The following is a 13,991-nucleotide window of genomic DNA, read 5'->3' as shown; positions in this document are numbered from 1 at the left end:
GGCTCAGATCTCGGTCGCCGGGCGGCGGGCCTCGGCGAGGATCTTCATGACCTCGTCGATCTCGTCGGTCACGTGGAACAGCTCCAGGTCGTGCGGGGCCGCCTTGCCCTGCGCGACCAGGGTGTTGCGCAGCCAGTCGACCAGCCCGCCCCAGTAGGCGCTGCCGAAGAGGATCACCGGGAAGCGGGTGACCTTCTTCGTCTGCACCAGGGTGAGCGCCTCGAACAGCTCGTCCAGCGTGCCCAGCCCGCCGGGCAGCACGACGAAGCCCTGCGCGTACTTCACGAACATCGTCTTGCGGACGAAGAAGTAGCGGAAGTTCAGGCCGAGGTCGACGAACTCGTTGAGCCCCTGCTCGAAGGGCAGCTCGATGCCGAGCCCGACGCTGAGCCCGCCGGCGTCCGAGGCGCCGCGGTTGGCGGCCTCCATCGCGCCCGGACCGCCCCCGGTGATCACCGCGTAGCCGGCCTCGGCCAGCGCCCGGCCGATCGCCACGCCCGCCGCGTACTCGGGCGAGTCGACCGGGGTCCGGGCGGAGCCGAAGACGCTGACCGCGGGCGGGAGTTCGGCCAGCGCGCCGAAGCCCTCGACGAACTCGGAGGTGATCCGCAGCACCCGCCAGGGGTCGGTGTGCAGCCAGTCGGTGGGACCGGTGGTGTCCAGCAGGCGCTGGTCCGTGGTGCTCTCGCCGACCTGGTCCCGGCGCACCAGCACCGGGCCCTTCTGCTTCTCGGGCCACGCCTTCTTCGGGCGCGGCTCGCCCACCTGCTCGGGGCCGTGACCGTAGTGCTTTTCGTCTCCAGTGCCTGTCATGACGAAACCCTACGCCCGCCCCTCCCCATTTTCAGGCAACGGTGGAAGGTCGGTTGGGCAACCGGAAGATGGCCTTCGGCCGCCGGCCGGCCGGGCCGCCTCAGGCGGTCAGCCAGGCGCGCAGCCGCTCCTCGGTCGCGGCGATCGCGCTCAGCGAGCAGTACTCGTCCCGCTTGTGCGCCATGTTCGGGTCGCCGGGGCCGTAGTTGACCGCCGGGACGCCGAGCGCGCTGAACCGGGCCACGTCCGTCCAGCCGAACTTGGCGCGGGCGGTGCCGCCGGTCGCTTCGAGGAACGCGCGGGCGGCGGGCTGGTTCAGGCCGGGCAGCGCCCCCGGGGCGAAGTCGGTGACGGTGACCTCGAAGCCGTCGAAGACCTCGCGCACGTGCTTCTCGGCGTCCGCCTCGTCGCGGTCGGGGGCGAAGCGGAAGTTGACCGTCACCACGCACTCGTCGGGGATGACGTTGCCGGCCACGCCGCCGTCGATGCGCACCGCGTTGAGGCCCTCGTGGTACTCCAGCCCGTCGATCTCCACCAGCCGCGCCCGGTACCCGGAGAGCCGGCGCAGCACCTCGCCGGCCTTGTGGATGGCGTTGTCGCCGAGCCAGCTGCGCGCCGAGTGGGCGCGGACGCCGCCGAGCCGGACCTGCGCGCGCAGGGTGCCCTGGCAGCCGCCCTCGACGACCGCGCCGCTGGGCTCCATGAGCACCGCGAAGTCGGCGGCCAGCCAGTCGGGGTGGGCCTCGGCGAGGTGGCCGAGGCCGTTGCGGCTGGCCTCCACCTCCTCGCAGTCGTAGAAGACGAAGGTGAGGTCCCGGTTGGGCTCGGGCAGGGTGGCGGCGAGCCGGAGCTGCACGGCGACGCCGGACTTCATGTCCGAGGTGCCGCAGCCGTGGAGCAGGTCGCCCTCGACCCGGGAGGGCACGTTGTCGGCGATCGGCACGGTGTCGATGTGGCCGGCGAGCACGACGCGCTCGGCGCGGCCCAGGTTCGTCCGGGCGACCACGTTGTTGCCGTAGCGGTCGACCGTCAGGTGCGGGTGGGCCCGCAGGGCCGCCTCGATCGCGTCGGCGAGTGCCTGCTCGTCGCCGCTGACGGAGGGGAAGTCGACCAGCTGGGCGGTCAGCGCGCCGCCGTCGAGGGTGAGGTCCAGGGGCGTCTTCGGGCTGCTCATGGTTGCCCAGCCTAGTCCGCCGGGCGGCGCCCCCCGGAGCCATTCCGTGACACGGCGACGGCAACCGCCCGTCACCGCACATCCGTCCGAGTGGGTACGGTGTCGGTTCGGATGTGCTCGGCGAGAGGGGCGGCGGTGGCGACGCGAGAGGGCGGCGGCGGTGGCGAGGGTGCGGCGCCGCGGCGGCGCCGGCGGCCGCTGCGGGTGGTGCTGGTCGGGCTGCTGGTGCTGGCCGTGGTCGCGGTGGCGCTGTTCTGGCTGCGCGACAACAAGCTGCTGACGCCCGAGGGCTGCTCGGTGAAGACGCCGGCCGGCGAGGGCACGCTGGAGGTCCCGCAGGCGGCCAACGCGGCGACCATCGCCGCCGTCGCGCACGCCCGCGGCCTGCCGGACCGGGCGGTGACCATCTCGCTGGCCACCGCGATGCAGGAGTCCAAGATCCGCAACCTGTCCGGCGGCGACCGCGACTCGGTGGGCCTGTTCCAGCAGCGGCCCTCGCAGGGCTGGGGCACCGTGCAGCAGATCATGGACCCGGTCTACGCGACCAACAAGTTCCTGGACGGCCTGGTCAAGGTGCCCGGCTACACCCGGCTGCCGCTGACCGACGCGGCCCAGCAGGTGCAGAAGAGCGGCTACCCGCAGGCCTACGCCAAGCACGAGACCAAGGCCACCCTGCTGGCCTCCGCGCTGACCGGCCGCGAGGCGGCCTCGCTGAACTGCGTGGTGCACGACTTCGCCGAGCCGGACACCGACGGGGAGAGCGCCGCGCCGGCCGCCCAGGCCGGGGCCACCGCGGGCGCCGCCGCACCGGCCCGCCCGGACCGGGCCCAGGTGCTGAGCGACCGGGTGCGCCGGGAGTTCGGCCGGACGGTGACCCCGGCCACCGGCTACGCGTCCACGATCAAGGGCGCGGAGAACGCCGTCTCGCTGACCCCGGACCCGACCGCCTCCACCGACTCCGGCCCGGACGCCGAGCGGCAGAGCGGCTGGGCGGTGGCGCACTGGGCGGTGACGCAGGCCCAGAAGCTGGGCATCGAGACGGTCGCGTACGACGGGAAGATCTGGCGGCAGGCGAAGTCCGAGGACGGCTGGAAGCCGCAGCCGACCGGAACCTCGACCACGCTGGTGCTGGTCTCGCTGGCCGCCCCCGCGAAGGGCTGAGGGCGCCGCTCCCGGGCGGTTGACGCACTGGTGTCCGGGTTGCCGCCGCCCGGGTGATTCGCGTCAATCCGGGTGGACGGCCCACCCGCCGGGACCGGCGGGGCGCAGAACCGTCACTCCCCTTGGGCCGTCCTGGACCCGCGCCCCCGGCCCGGGGCCCGCACCGGCTCCCCGCACGGTCCGACCGTCCGATCGTCGGACCGGCGTTTTCCTTGCACGGCCCGAAACCTTCTGGCTTCTCAAGCGGTAACAATCCCGTCCGCCCGGCGGACGGAACGGACCCAGACCCTCCGAGGAGCCCCATGTCTCACCCCCTCACGCGCCGGATCGCCCAGGCCGCACTGCTCGTGGCGGCCGGCGCGACCCCGCTGGTCGCGGCCGGCTCCGCGTCCGCCGCCGACGCCCTGCTGCCGAAGGGCGACCTGGCCGCCCCGCTGGGCCAGCTCACCAACACCGACGCGGGGTCCACCCTGCAGCACACCACCCACCAGCTGGGCCAGGCCGCCGGCACCACCGGCGCCGCCACCGTCGCCGCGGGCGTGCCCGCCACCACCGACGCGACCGGCAGCATCATCGCCCAGCAGCTCCCCGAGGCGAACGAGAAGGCCGGCTCGCTGACCGCCCCGATCGACCAGACCGCCGCCACCACCGGCGAGCTCTCCACCATCACCCCGAAGGTCGCCCGGGCGCTGGCCGGCAAGCTCGGCGAGGCCGTCACCGGCAAGAGCGCCGCCCCGCAGCGCAGCGCCCAGGCCGGCCTCAGCCCGGTCGGCGGCCTCGCCGAGACCGGGAGCACGCTGACCGGCGCGGTCCCGGGCGGCAGCGGGGTCGCCCAGGCCGTCCCCAGCACCACCGCCGTCACCGACGCGCTGCCGATCGGCACCGTCACCCGGGCGCTGCCCTCCGGCCTGCCCGCCGCCGACCTGCTCGGCCTCGCCGAGCACGGCTCGGCCAACCGCCTCGGCGGCGCCGACCTCGGCCCGAACAGCCCGCTGAGCGGCCTGTCCGGCCTGACCGGCGCGCTCGGCCCGATCAGCGGCCTGCTGGGCGGCCTCAACGGCGGTTCCCTCAACGGCCTGCCGATCGGCTGAGCCCGCGTCGGCCGGGCCCGCCGCCCGCACGACGGCGAGGGGCCGGCGTCCGGAAACCCGGACGCCGGCCCCTCGTGCGTTCCCGCGCCGACCGCGCCGACCACGCCGACCACGCCGGCCGCGCGGGCCGGCGCACCGCTAGCGGGCGGCGGCCGCCGCCCGCAGCCGCTCCACGGCCGCGGCGACCCGCTCGTCGGTCGCGGTGAACGCGACCCGCACGAACCGCCCGCCCGCCGGACCGTAGAAGTCGCCGGGCGCCACCAGGATGCCCAGCGCGGCCAGCTCGGCCACCGTCTCCCAGCACGGCCGGTCCTGGGTCGCCCACAGGTAGAGGCTGGCCTCGGAGTGCTCGATCCGGAAGCCGTAGGCCTCCAGGGCCCCCCGCAGCGCCGCCCGCCGGGCCGCGTAGCGCTCCCGCTGCTCGGCCACGTGCGCGTCGTCCCCGAGCGCGGCGGCGGTCGCCGCCTGCACCGGGGCCGGCACGATCATGCCGCCGTGCTTGCGCACCTCCAGCAGCTCCCCGACCACCACCGGGTCGCCCGCCACGAAGGAGGCGCGGTAGCCGGCCAGGTTGGAGCGCTTGGACAGCGAGTGCACCGCGAGCAGGCCCTCGTGGCCGCCCTCGCCGCACACCTCGGGGTGCAGCACGGAGACCGGCTCGGCCTCCCAGCCGAGCTCCAGGTAGCACTCGTCGCTGACCAGCAGCGCCCGGTGCTCGCGCGCCCACTCCACCGCGCGGCGCAGCTCCCGCGCGCCGAGCACCCGCCCGGTCGGGTTGGACGGCGAGTTGACCCACAGCAGGCGCACCCGGGAGCCGTCCAGCTCGTCCACCGAGTCGTACTCGACCGGCTCGGCGCCGCACAGCCGCGCGCCCACCTCGTAGGTCGGGTAGGCCAGGCGCGGGTAGGCGACCTGGTCGCCGGGGCCGAGGCCGAGCTGCGTCGGCAGCCAGGCCACCAGCTCCTTGGAGCCGACGGTCGGCAGGACCGCCTGCGGGCCGATCCGGGCGCCGAGCCGGCGGCGCAGCCAGCCGGCGATCGCCTCGCGCAGCTCCAGCGGCCCCCAGACGGTCGGGTAGCCCGGGGTGTCGGTGGCCGCGGCGAGCGCCTTCTGGATCACCTCGGGCACCGGGTCGACCGGGGTGCCGACGGAGAAGTCGCAGAGCCCGCCGGGGTGGGCCAGCGCGGTCGCCTTGTACGGCTCCAGCTTGTCCCAGGGGAACACCGGCAGCAGGTCGGAAACGCGGCGCGCCGCCCCCGGGTGGCCCGGGAACGGCGCGTGCGTGCTGTTCTTGGTACTCACAGCTCAGTTGCCACCAGTCGTCAGTGGTCGGCGTTCTGCGGCGGCAGAGCGGCGATGAACGGGTGGTCGCGCTCGATCAGGCCGAGCTTCGAGGCACCGCCGGGCGAGCCGAGGTCGTCGAAGAACTCGACGTTCGCCTTGTAGTAGTCCTTCCACTCCTCCGGCGTGTCGTCCTCGTAGAAGATCGCCTCGACCGGGCAGACCGGCTCACAAGCGCCACAGTCGACACACTCATCCGGGTGGATGTAGAGCGATCGCTCGCCCTCGTAGATGCAGTCAACCGGGCACTCTTCGATGCACGCCTTGTCCTTGACGTCGACACAAGGCTGCGCGATGACGTAGGTCACGCTGTCGTTCCTCCTCGGAAGGGCTCGGCGGCCCATTCTGTTTTCTCGCGTGCGCGGGTGAGCGCGGCGTCGTCGATGCCCGCCCCTAGTATCGCGGGTCGGAGACCGCAAATGCACAGGAGGTGCCCAGATGGCCGCCGAAGGGCCGGTTCACGACCGTCCGGAGGTCCGGATAGATCGCTCTGACGTGGGCCGCAGGGTCAGTGTCCGGCGGCTCTCCGGGTTCACCGGCGACAACCGGCCAGTGTTCCGCGATGTGATCGGCGTGCTCGCATCCTGGGACGACGCCGGGCTCACGGTGGTGCCCCGCAGCGGCGGTCCGGTCTCCTTCGAGGAGAAGCTGCTGGTCGCGGGCAAGGCCGTGCCGCCCTTCCCGGCCCGGCGGGCGCCGCTGCCGCAGGCCGCTCCGGACGCGCTCCAGCGGACCGCCGCCCGCGGCTGGCCCGCCGTCGAGCAGGAGCCGCTGGGCGGGTGGACGCTGCGCGCCTCGGCCGGCTTCACCCGGCGCGCCAACTCCGTGCAGGCGCTCGGCGACCCCGGTGTGCCCCTCGACGAGGCGCTCACCACCGTGCGCGGGTGGTACGCGGCACGCGGGCTGCCGGCCTGGGTGGAGGTCACCGCCCCCGGCTCGCCGGAGGCGCTGCGCGCCGAGCTGGACGCGCTGGGCGCGCGGTACGCGCCGACCCTGGTCCGGGTCGCCGCGCTGGCACCGCTGAGCAGGCCCGGGGACCGGACCGGCCTGGAGCGGGTGCGCCTGTCCCGGACCGCCTCCCCCGGCTGGATGTCGCTGTACCGGCGGGTGACCGGCGACCCGGCGGCGGAGGAGGCCGCCCGCGCGGTGCTCCACGGCGGCCCCTCGGTCTGGTTCGCGACCGTCCACGACACCCCCGACCGCTCGGCCGGGGGCGACGCCGCCCCGCCCGTCCTGGCCATCGGGCGCTGCGTCGTCGACGGGCCGTGGGCCGGCTTCGGCGCCGTCGAGGTGGCGCCCCGGGCCCGCCGCCGCGGCCTGGCCACCGCGGTGATGGCGGTGCTCGCCGCCCGGGCCGCCGAGGAGGGCGCGAGCGGCGCCTACCTTCAGGTGGAGGCGGACAACGACGGGGCGATCGCGCTCTATGACGGATTGGGCTTCACGACCAGTCACACTTACCACTACGCGCTCCTGCCGCAGGGGTAGGGCGCCCCGCACCCGCCCGACCGTCCAGGAACCGCCTGACTGTCCGCCCGTCCTACGAAAGCCGCCGCCACCGCCGTGACCGAGCAGAGCAGAGCACGCTTCCGGACCGAGGCCCGGGCCGAGCACCCCGATCCGGTGCTGCTCTGCCTGCTCGCGGCCGCCGAGCACACCCACGCCCCCGATCCGGACGACCTCCAGGGGCCGCCCTCGGTCGACGCCCTGCTCGCCGCCTGCTCGGCGGCCCTGGAGCGGCACGCGGCCGCCGTCCGGCTCGCCGTGGCCGAGCGGGCGCCCGCCGGGCCGGAGGAGACCGCGGCCCTGCTGGCCGCCGTCCTCGGCGGGCGCGAGCGCTTCCACGGGCGGAAGTCCGACTACCGGCGGCTGGAGTCCTCGCTGCTGCCCGACGTGCTGCGGCGCCGGCGCGGGCTGCCGATCATGCTCGCGCTGGTCTGGTGCGCCGTCGCCCGGCGGGCCGGGCTCACCGCGCACGGCATCGCCCTGCCCGGCCACTTCGTCGTCGCGGTCGGCGGGCCCGCCGGCGGCGACGACTACGTCCTGGCCGACCCGTTCCACGGCGGCCGGCTGCTCGACCTCGACGACGTGGCCCGGCTGGTGCACGCCGCCGGACACGAGTTCACGCCCGAGCTGCTCACGCCCGCGCAGCCGCTGGACATCGTGCTGCGGGTGCTCGGCAACATCCGGACCTGGGCCGCCGACCGCCCCGAGCACGCCCGCACCCAGCTGTGGGCCACCGAACTCGCCCTGCTGCTCCCCCGCCACCCCGCCCAGCTGCGCCTCGAACGCGCCGAGCTGCTGGTGCGCACCGGCGACTTCCTGGGCGGGGCGGAGGAGATGGACGAGTACGCCGGGATCCTGGACGCCTTCGACCCGGACGCCGCCGCCAAGGTCCGCCAGGAGGCCAGGGCCGCCCGGCACCGGCTGAACTGAACGGCCCGGCCGGCTACAGCCAGCCCTTCTCGCGGGCGATCCGGACCGCTTCGGTGCGGTTGCGGGCACCGGTCTTCTGGATCGCCATCGAGAGGTAGTTGCGAACCGTCCCCTCGGACAGGTGCAGCCGCCCGGCGATGTCCGCGTTCACCGCGCCGTCCGCCGCGGCCGCCAGCACGTCCCGCTCGCGGGCCGTCAGCGGGTTCGCCCCCTCGGCCAGCGCGGCCGCGGCCAGCGCCGGGTCGATCACCCGCTCGCCGCGCAGCACCCGGCGGATCGCCTCGGCCAGTTCGGCGGCCGGCGCGTCCTTCACCAGGAAGGCGTCCGCGCCCGACTCCATCGCCCGGCGCAGGTAGCCGGGGCGGCCGAAGGTCGTCGCGATCACCACCTTGGTCTGCGGCCGCCGCTCGCGCAGCAGTGCCGCCGCCTCGATGCCGGTCATCCCCGGCATCTCGATGTCCAGCACCGCCACCTGCACGTCGTGCGCGACCGCCGCGTCCACCACCTCGTCGCCGCGGCCGACCTGGGCGACGACGTCGATGTCGCCCTCCAGCCCGAGCAGCGCGGCCAGCGCCTCCCGGACCATCCCCTGGTCCTCCGCCAGCAGCACCCGCACCGAGGGCCGGTCGTTCCGAATGTCACTCATGGCGCCCGACCCTACGGCGTACCGGCGGGCGGCGGCCCCTTGAGTCTCCCCCGGGGGGAGACGCCAGGCTGGGGGCCATGCGGGACGACGAGCTCCACCCCACCCTGTATTCCATCGGCGAGCTGGCCCGGCGCACCGGGCTGACGGTGAAGGCCGTCCGGTTCTACGCCGACGCCGGACTCGTCCCGCCCACCACCCGCACGCCGGCCGGCTACCGCCGCTTCGACGTGCACGCCCTGGCCCGGCTCGACCTGGTCCGCACCCTGCGGGAGCTGGGACTCGACCTGGCCACGGTCCGACGGGTGCTGGACCGTTCCGCCCCGCTGCGCGAGGTGGCCGCCGCGCACGCCGACGCGCTGGACGTGCAGATCCGCACGCTCCGGCTGCGCCGGACGGTGCTGCGGGCGATCGCCGAACGCGGCTCCACGACCGAGGAGATGAGACGCATGCACCAACTCGCGAAACTGTCCGACGCCGAACGCCGGCGCCTGGTCCACGACTTCATCGACGCCGTCTTCGGCGACCTGGACGCCAATCCGGAGTTCGTCGCGATGATGCGCGCCGCCATGCCGGAGCTGCCGGACGACCCGACCCCCGAACAGATCGACGCCTGGGTGGAGTTGGGCGAACTCGTGCAGGACGAGGACTTCCGCGCGGCGGTCCGCCGGATGGCCGTCCACCAGGCGGCCGAGCGGGCGGCGGGCGACGACACCGGCCTGCACGCCGCCCTCTCCGAGACGGTCCGCACCACCGTGACCGCCGCCGTCGCCGAGGGCATCGCCCCCGGATCCCCCGCCGCCGCCCCGGTCCTCGCCTCCCTCACCGCCGCCTACGCCGCCACCTTCGCCCGCCCCGACGACGCCGCCCTGCGGGCCTGGATCCTCGACCGGGTGGAGACCGCCGACGACCCCCGCGCCGAGCGCTACTGGCACCTGCTGGCCACCGTCAACGGCTGGCCGGTCCCGGAGAGCCTGCGCGAGGTCTCCGCCTGGTTCACCGCCGCCCTGCGGGCCTCGCTGGAGTAGGACGTCGGACCGGCCGACTTCCTGCTCCGCGGCCCGGAAACCCGGTTGCGCCCGCCCGGCTCCCGGGTGTGGCATGCGGGGGAGCAGCCGAGCGGGAGGCGGGCGGGGATGGGCGTGGAGTGGCGCGAGGCACTGCCGGACGACGATCCGGCGGCGGTCCTGGGCCTGGTGCGGCGGTGCCTGGCGGTGGACGGCGGGCTGCCGGTGACCGGCGAGCCCTCCTTCGTCGCCCGGCGCTACGGCGGGCCGGGGACGGTCCGGATCGGGGCGTACGAGGACGGGAGGCTGGTGGCCTGCGGCGCGGCGCGGCCCCTCGCCGGCCGGTGGGCGCTGGTGGGCGCGGTGGACCCGGACGCCCGGGGGCGGGGGCTCGGCGGGGAGCTGCTGGACCGGCTGATGCCGGCGGCGGGGACCGTCGTCCAGGTGGAGACGGAGGCGCTGACGCCCGCCACCGAGGAGCTGTTCCGCTCCCGGGGGCTGCGGCAGGTGTTCGCGGAGGACGTCTTCCGGCTGGGGCCCGAAGCGCCGCTGGAGTGGGCCGCCCTGCCGGCCGGGGTGCGGGTGGCGCCGTGGGGCGAGGAGACCCGGGGGGCGTTCTACCAGGCCTACTGCGCGTCCTTCGCCGACCGGCCGGGGTTCCCCGGCCTGACGCTGGAGCAGTGGGCGGACTGGCTGGTCGAGGACGACTTCCGGCCCGCCGCCTCGCTGGTGGCGCAGGACGCCGACGGCACCCCGGTCGGGTTCGTGGCCTGTGCCGAGGGGTTCCTGGTGCAGGTCGGGACGGTGCCCGGCCGGCGCCGGCAGGGGCTCGGGCGGGCGCTGGCCGTGGCGGCGCTGGAGCGGCTGCGGGCGGCCGGGGACCAGGAGGTGTTCCTGGACGTGAACGTGAACAACCCGGCCTCGGCGGCGCTGTTCCGGGAGCTGGGGTTCACCCGCGTCACCCGGCGGGCGCGGTTCGAACGTCCGTAGCCGCCGGCCCCACCCCGGCGGCGCGGGCCTCGGTGAAGGCGGCGCACGGGATCAGCGAGAGGAGCAGGACGACGAGCACCACCGCGACAGGCTTCGGCATGCCCGTCATGCTGCCCGCGCCCGGGATCGGCGGCGCCGTGCCGGGGGGTGCGGGGCGCCGAGTTCCTCCGCCCGGACCAGCCCGTCAGGGCCGGGTCGGCACCGACGCCGTCCGCAGCGGCACCGAGGCCCGCAGCCGGAAGCCCCGGCCCCGCTCCCCCGGCCCGGTCTCCAGCCGCCCGCCGACCAGCGCCAGCCGCTCCTCCAGCCCGGACAGCCCGTTGCCCGGGTGGGACTTGCCCGGTCCGGGACCGTCGTCGGTGATCTCCAGGACGGCGAACCGCTCGCCGCTGCCCTCCCAGGTCTCGTCGGCCCGCACGGTGCAGACGGTGGCGCCCTCGCCGTGCCGGACGACGTTGGTGACCGCCTCGCGCAGTGCCCAGGCCAGCGCGCCCGCCTCCTCCGGGGCCAGGCCGGGCCAGGCGTCGAGCAGTTCCGGCGCCGCCTCCAGGCCGATCCGGGCGGCCGCCAGCGCGGTGCGGGCGGTCGCGAGCTCGACCGGCAGGGTGGGCCGGCGGAAGCCGGTGACCGCCTCCCGGACGTCGACCAGCGACTGCCGGGCGACGTTCTCGATGTCGGCGACCTGCGCCCGCGCCGCCTCGTCCTTGCCCGCGTCCATGAACCGCCCGGCCAGCTCGCTCTTCAGGGTGATCAGCGACAGCGAGTGCCCCAGCAGGTCGTGCAGGTCGCGGGCGAGCCGCAGCCGCTCCTCCGAGGCGGCCAGGTGGGCGACGGCGGCCCGGGCCTCGCGCAGTTCCCGCATGGCGGCGACCAGGCGCTGCAGACCGGTCATCGCGGCGCCGGAGAGGAAGGCGCTGAGGGTGAAGGTCCACACGTTGTCGGCGTCGGCGTGGGTCAGCAGCCCGACGGTGGCGGTGAGCGCCGCCATGGCCAGGAGCGCGCGCAGGGCGTAACGCGCCGGCGTGATGATCGCGACGCACACCGAGGCGTAGATGAACAGGGTCAGGAAGGCGTCACCGAGCACGAAGGCGGAGGCGACCGCCAGCGCCACCATCGTCGCGACGATCACCCGGCAGGCCCTCGGCCGCATGCCCGCCAGCGAACGGAAGACCACCAGCAGGACGTAACCGCCCACGAAGGCCGCCAGACAGGTCCAGCCGAGCACCCGGGCGGCGGTGCCGTGACCGCCGTCCAGCAGGTTGCCCACCGGGTACGCCAGGTAGATCATCCACAGCAGCATCCAGGAGACCTTGACCAGCAGCTGCCGCCCGGTCTCCACCGGTGCCCCGGGGACGTTCATGAACGACGCCCGCGCCGCACCCGCCTCCGGGTGCTCGTCGGCGGGGCGGGTCGGGCGCGGGTCGCTCATACCGGTCATCATGCCTGCCGGGTGTCACGGCGGTACAGGGCCGCCGCGGCGGTGGCGAACACCGCGAGGAAGGCGGCCAGCCCGGCGACGGCGGCGGTGTCCAGGGCGTGCCCGGGTTCGGTGAAGGCGGCCAGCCGGTTGTAGAGGTAGACCGGGTCGAAGCGGGCGAACCGTTCCAGCGACCCGCTCACCGGGAACCACGTGCCGCCGAACAGGGCCATCGCCATGTAGGTGATCATCACGATGGTCTGCACCGAGTCCGGCGCGGCCGCGTAGCCGAGCGCCACCCCGAGCGCGGCGAAGACGAAACTGCCGAGCCAGAGCGCGGCCGCCAGCCCGGCCCACTGCCCGGCGTCCAGCGAGACGCCCTGGCTCGCGCCGACCGCGAAGACCACCAGGATCGCGGGCAGCGTGGTCACCGCGCTCGCCGCGATCTTGCCGAGGGTGTACGCCCGGCCGGGCAGCGCGGTCAGCCGCAGCTGGCGCACCCAGCCGCTCCTGCGCTCCAGCGAGATCCGCTGCGCGCTGCCGGTCAGCACCGCGCCGACCGCGCCGAAGGTGGCCATCGAGACCATGAAGTACGTCTTCACCGGCAGGCCTCCGGCGAGGTCGCTGCCGCCGTAGGCGTGGATGAAGAAGACGTACATCAGCGCCGGGTAGGCGATGGTGAAGAGCAGGTAGCGGCGGTTGCGGAAGGTCCGCAGGATCTCCAGCCGGATCAGGGTGGTCATCGCGCACGCTCCAGGGCGGATTCGGCGGATTCGGCGGACTCGGCGGACGCTGCGGACCGGGCCGACTCGGCGGCGTCCTGCTCGCCGGTGATGGTCAGGAAGGCCTGCTCCAGGCCCAGGCCGGTGACCTCCAGACCGCGCGGGTACAGGCCCGCCCGGTAGAGGGCGGCGACGGCGGCGTCCGCGTCGGCGGTGCGGATCCGCACCGTCCGCACGCCCGGCACCCGGGCCGTGAGCTCCAGCCCCTGGACACCGGGCAGCCGGCGCAGCGGGCCCTCGTCGAACGGGCCGTCCGCCTCGTGCAGCTCGAAGGTGACCCGGCGGGCACCGGCCCGGGCCTTGATCTGCGCGGAGCTGCCGTCGGCGATCAGCCGGCCGCGGTGCAGGACGAGGACGCGGTCGGCGATCGAGTCCGCCTCCTCCAGGTAGTGGGTGGCGAACAGCACGGTGCGCCCGGCGTCGGCCTGCGCCCGCATGCTCGCCCAGAAGGCCTGCCGGACCGGGACGTCCATGCCGGTGGTGGGTTCGTCCAGGACGATGAGGTCGTTGGCGCCCGCGACGGCGAGCGCGAAGCGGACCCGCTGCTCCTGGCCGCCGGAGAGCCGGTCGACCCGGCGCTCGGCGAGTTCGGTGATGCCCGCGTCGGCGAGCACCTCGGCGACCGCCCGGCCGCGCGGGTGCACGTCGCAGGCGAGCCGGACCAGTTCGCGGACCTTGACGTCGGTCATCAGGCCGCCGCTCTGCAGCATCGCGCCGACCCGGCCGGCCGTGATCGCGGCGCGCGGGGCGCCGCCGAACAGCGTGACGCTGCCGCGGTCGGGCTCGCGCAGGCCGAGCAGCAGGTCGAGGCTGCTGGACTTGCCGGCCCCGTTCGGGCCGAGCAGGGCGACCGTCTCGCCCGGCCGCAGGACGAGGTCGAGGCCGTCCACGGCCCGTACCCGCCCGTAACTCTTGCTGACGCCCCGGAAGGCGGCGACTTCTCCCGCACCCATGGCCCGGTCCTCCCTGCTGGTGCCGTGCTTGCCCCCTCAGGGTCCCGCCGGGCCGGGGTGCGGCGGCAGTGGCCGCCGTCGTGGGGGGGGGGGGGGGTAACGGGAGCGGCGCGGGCGACGCCCCGGGGAGCGCGGCGCGCCCCCCCCCGGGGGGGGGGCGGGGCCCGGGGGGGGGGGGGCCCGCGG

15 protein-coding genes are annotated in these 13,991 nt (G+C 75.5%); 6 read left to right on the top strand and 9 right to left on the bottom strand.

Features of this window, described 5'->3' with window-relative positions:
• Positions 1–3: 3 nt before the first annotated feature.
• Entirely contained in the window at positions 4–813 is an 810-nt protein-coding gene (locus ACFVVL_RS16230) for a TIGR00730 family Rossman fold protein (protein ID WP_380285558.1), read from the bottom strand.
• A 100-nt stretch (positions 814–913) separates the two neighbouring features.
• Entirely contained in the window at positions 914–1,987 is a 1,074-nt protein-coding gene (gene dapE, locus ACFVVL_RS16225; RefSeq protein ID WP_380288685.1) for a succinyl-diaminopimelate desuccinylase, read from the bottom strand.
• Between the two features lie 135 nt (positions 1,988–2,122).
• Between dapE and ACFVVL_RS16220 the strand changes: the two genes are divergently transcribed.
• Both ACFVVL_RS16220 and ACFVVL_RS16215 read left to right on the top strand, forming a co-directional pair.
• A complete protein-coding gene (locus ACFVVL_RS16220; protein WP_380288687.1) occupies positions 2,123–3,148 on the top strand; it encodes a hypothetical protein in 1,026 nt (341 codons plus the stop codon).
• 302 nt (positions 3,149–3,450) lie between these two features.
• Positions 3,451–4,239 (top strand): hypothetical protein, encoded by a 789-nt coding sequence (locus ACFVVL_RS16215; protein WP_387675512.1) that lies wholly within the window; start codon positions 3,451–3,453, stop codon positions 4,237–4,239.
• Positions 4,240–4,377: 138 nt separating this feature from the next.
• On the opposite strand, the gene dapC is transcribed toward ACFVVL_RS16215, so the two are convergent.
• Complete coding sequence (dapC, locus tag ACFVVL_RS16210) at positions 4,378–5,541, bottom strand: succinyldiaminopimelate transaminase (RefSeq protein WP_387675509.1); 1,164 nt, start codon at positions 5,539–5,541, stop codon at positions 4,378–4,380.
• Positions 5,542–5,561: 20 nt separating this feature from the next.
• The gene (fdxA, locus tag ACFVVL_RS16205; RefSeq protein ID WP_030061559.1) at positions 5,562–5,888 is read right to left on the bottom strand and encodes a ferredoxin; all 327 of its coding nucleotides are present in this window, start codon (positions 5,886–5,888) and stop codon (positions 5,562–5,564) included.
• 130 nt (positions 5,889–6,018) lie between these two features.
• Between fdxA and ACFVVL_RS16200 the strand changes: the two genes are divergently transcribed.
• Both ACFVVL_RS16200 and ACFVVL_RS16195 read left to right on the top strand, forming a co-directional pair.
• On the top strand, positions 6,019–7,065 hold the full coding sequence (locus ACFVVL_RS16200) for a GNAT family N-acetyltransferase (protein ID WP_380288693.1): 1,047 nt from the start codon (positions 6,019–6,021) through the stop codon (positions 7,063–7,065).
• 75 nt (positions 7,066–7,140) lie between these two features.
• Entirely contained in the window at positions 7,141–8,013 is an 873-nt protein-coding gene (locus tag ACFVVL_RS16195) for a transglutaminase family protein (RefSeq protein WP_380288695.1), read from the top strand.
• A gap of 13 nt (positions 8,014–8,026) precedes the next feature.
• Here the strand turns inward: ACFVVL_RS16195 and ACFVVL_RS16190 are convergent, their stop codons facing one another.
• Positions 8,027–8,659, bottom strand: a complete 633-nt coding sequence (locus tag ACFVVL_RS16190) for a response regulator (protein ID WP_380288697.1) — start codon at positions 8,657–8,659, stop codon at positions 8,027–8,029.
• A gap of 77 nt (positions 8,660–8,736) precedes the next feature.
• Between ACFVVL_RS16190 and ACFVVL_RS16185 the strand changes: the two genes are divergently transcribed.
• Complete coding sequence (locus ACFVVL_RS16185) at positions 8,737–9,684, top strand: MerR family transcriptional regulator (RefSeq protein WP_380288699.1); 948 nt, start codon at positions 8,737–8,739, stop codon at positions 9,682–9,684.
• Positions 9,685–9,792: 108 nt separating this feature from the next.
• Positions 9,793–10,653, top strand: a complete 861-nt coding sequence (locus ACFVVL_RS16180; protein ID WP_387675504.1) for a GNAT family N-acetyltransferase — start codon at positions 9,793–9,795, stop codon at positions 10,651–10,653.
• Here the strand turns inward: ACFVVL_RS16180 and ACFVVL_RS16175 are convergent.
• The 4 genes from ACFVVL_RS16175 to ACFVVL_RS16160 all read right to left on the bottom strand — a co-directional run bounded on the left by ACFVVL_RS16175 (position 10,622) and on the right by ACFVVL_RS16160 (position 13,805).
• Positions 10,622–10,753, bottom strand: coding sequence for a hypothetical protein (locus ACFVVL_RS16175; protein ID WP_387675501.1), 132 nt, complete (start codon positions 10,751–10,753; stop codon positions 10,622–10,624). The genes ACFVVL_RS16180 and ACFVVL_RS16175 overlap by 32 nt on opposite strands.
• 84 nt (positions 10,754–10,837) lie before the next feature.
• On the bottom strand, positions 10,838–12,082 hold the full coding sequence (locus tag ACFVVL_RS16170) for a sensor histidine kinase (RefSeq protein WP_387675498.1): 1,245 nt from the start codon (positions 12,080–12,082) through the stop codon (positions 10,838–10,840).
• Between the two features lie 8 nt (positions 12,083–12,090).
• The gene (locus ACFVVL_RS16165) at positions 12,091–12,813 is read right to left on the bottom strand and encodes an ABC transporter permease (RefSeq protein ID WP_380288707.1); all 723 of its coding nucleotides are present in this window, start codon (positions 12,811–12,813) and stop codon (positions 12,091–12,093) included.
• On the bottom strand, positions 12,810–13,805 hold the full coding sequence (locus ACFVVL_RS16160; RefSeq protein ID WP_387675494.1) for an ABC transporter ATP-binding protein: 996 nt from the start codon (positions 13,803–13,805) through the stop codon (positions 12,810–12,812). Before ACFVVL_RS16160 ends, ACFVVL_RS16165 begins: the two co-directional genes overlap by 4 nt.
• Between the last annotated feature and the right edge of the window lie 186 nt (positions 13,806–13,991).

Source organism: Kitasatospora sp. NPDC058115 (assembly GCF_042884635.1).
In the GTDB taxonomy this organism is placed as follows: Bacteria; Actinomycetota; Actinomycetes; order Streptomycetales; family Streptomycetaceae; genus Kitasatospora.
This window is presented reverse-complemented; position numbering and strand designations above follow the sequence as displayed.

Bases quoted from the DNA above. Each gene is read 5' to 3' on its own strand.
- ACFVVL_RS16230 (WP_380285558.1), bottom strand. From the start codon at position 813: ATGACAGGCACTGGAGACGAAAAGCACTACGGTCACGGCCCCGAGCAG.
- dapE (WP_380288685.1), bottom strand. From the start codon at position 1,987: ATGAGCAGCCCGAAGACGCCCCTGGACCTCACCCTCGACGGCGGCGCG.
- ACFVVL_RS16215 (WP_387675512.1), top strand. From the start codon at position 3,451: ATGTCTCACCCCCTCACGCGCCGGATCGCCCAGGCCGCACTGCTCGTG.
- ACFVVL_RS16200 (WP_380288693.1), top strand. From the start codon at position 6,019: ATGGCCGCCGAAGGGCCGGTTCACGACCGTCCGGAGGTCCGGATAGAT.
- ACFVVL_RS16190 (WP_380288697.1), bottom strand. From the start codon at position 8,659: ATGAGTGACATTCGGAACGACCGGCCCTCGGTGCGGGTGCTGCTGGCG.
- ACFVVL_RS16185 (WP_380288699.1), top strand. From the start codon at position 8,737: ATGCGGGACGACGAGCTCCACCCCACCCTGTATTCCATCGGCGAGCTG.
- ACFVVL_RS16180 (WP_387675504.1), top strand. From the start codon at position 9,793: ATGGGCGTGGAGTGGCGCGAGGCACTGCCGGACGACGATCCGGCGGCG.
- ACFVVL_RS16175 (WP_387675501.1), bottom strand. From the start codon at position 10,753: ATGCCGAAGCCTGTCGCGGTGGTGCTCGTCGTCCTGCTCCTCTCGCTG.
- ACFVVL_RS16170 (WP_387675498.1), bottom strand. From the start codon at position 12,082: ATGAGCGACCCGCGCCCGACCCGCCCCGCCGACGAGCACCCGGAGGCG.
- ACFVVL_RS16165 (WP_380288707.1), bottom strand. From the start codon at position 12,813: ATGACCACCCTGATCCGGCTGGAGATCCTGCGGACCTTCCGCAACCGC.
- ACFVVL_RS16160 (WP_387675494.1), bottom strand. From the start codon at position 13,805: ATGGGTGCGGGAGAAGTCGCCGCCTTCCGGGGCGTCAGCAAGAGTTAC.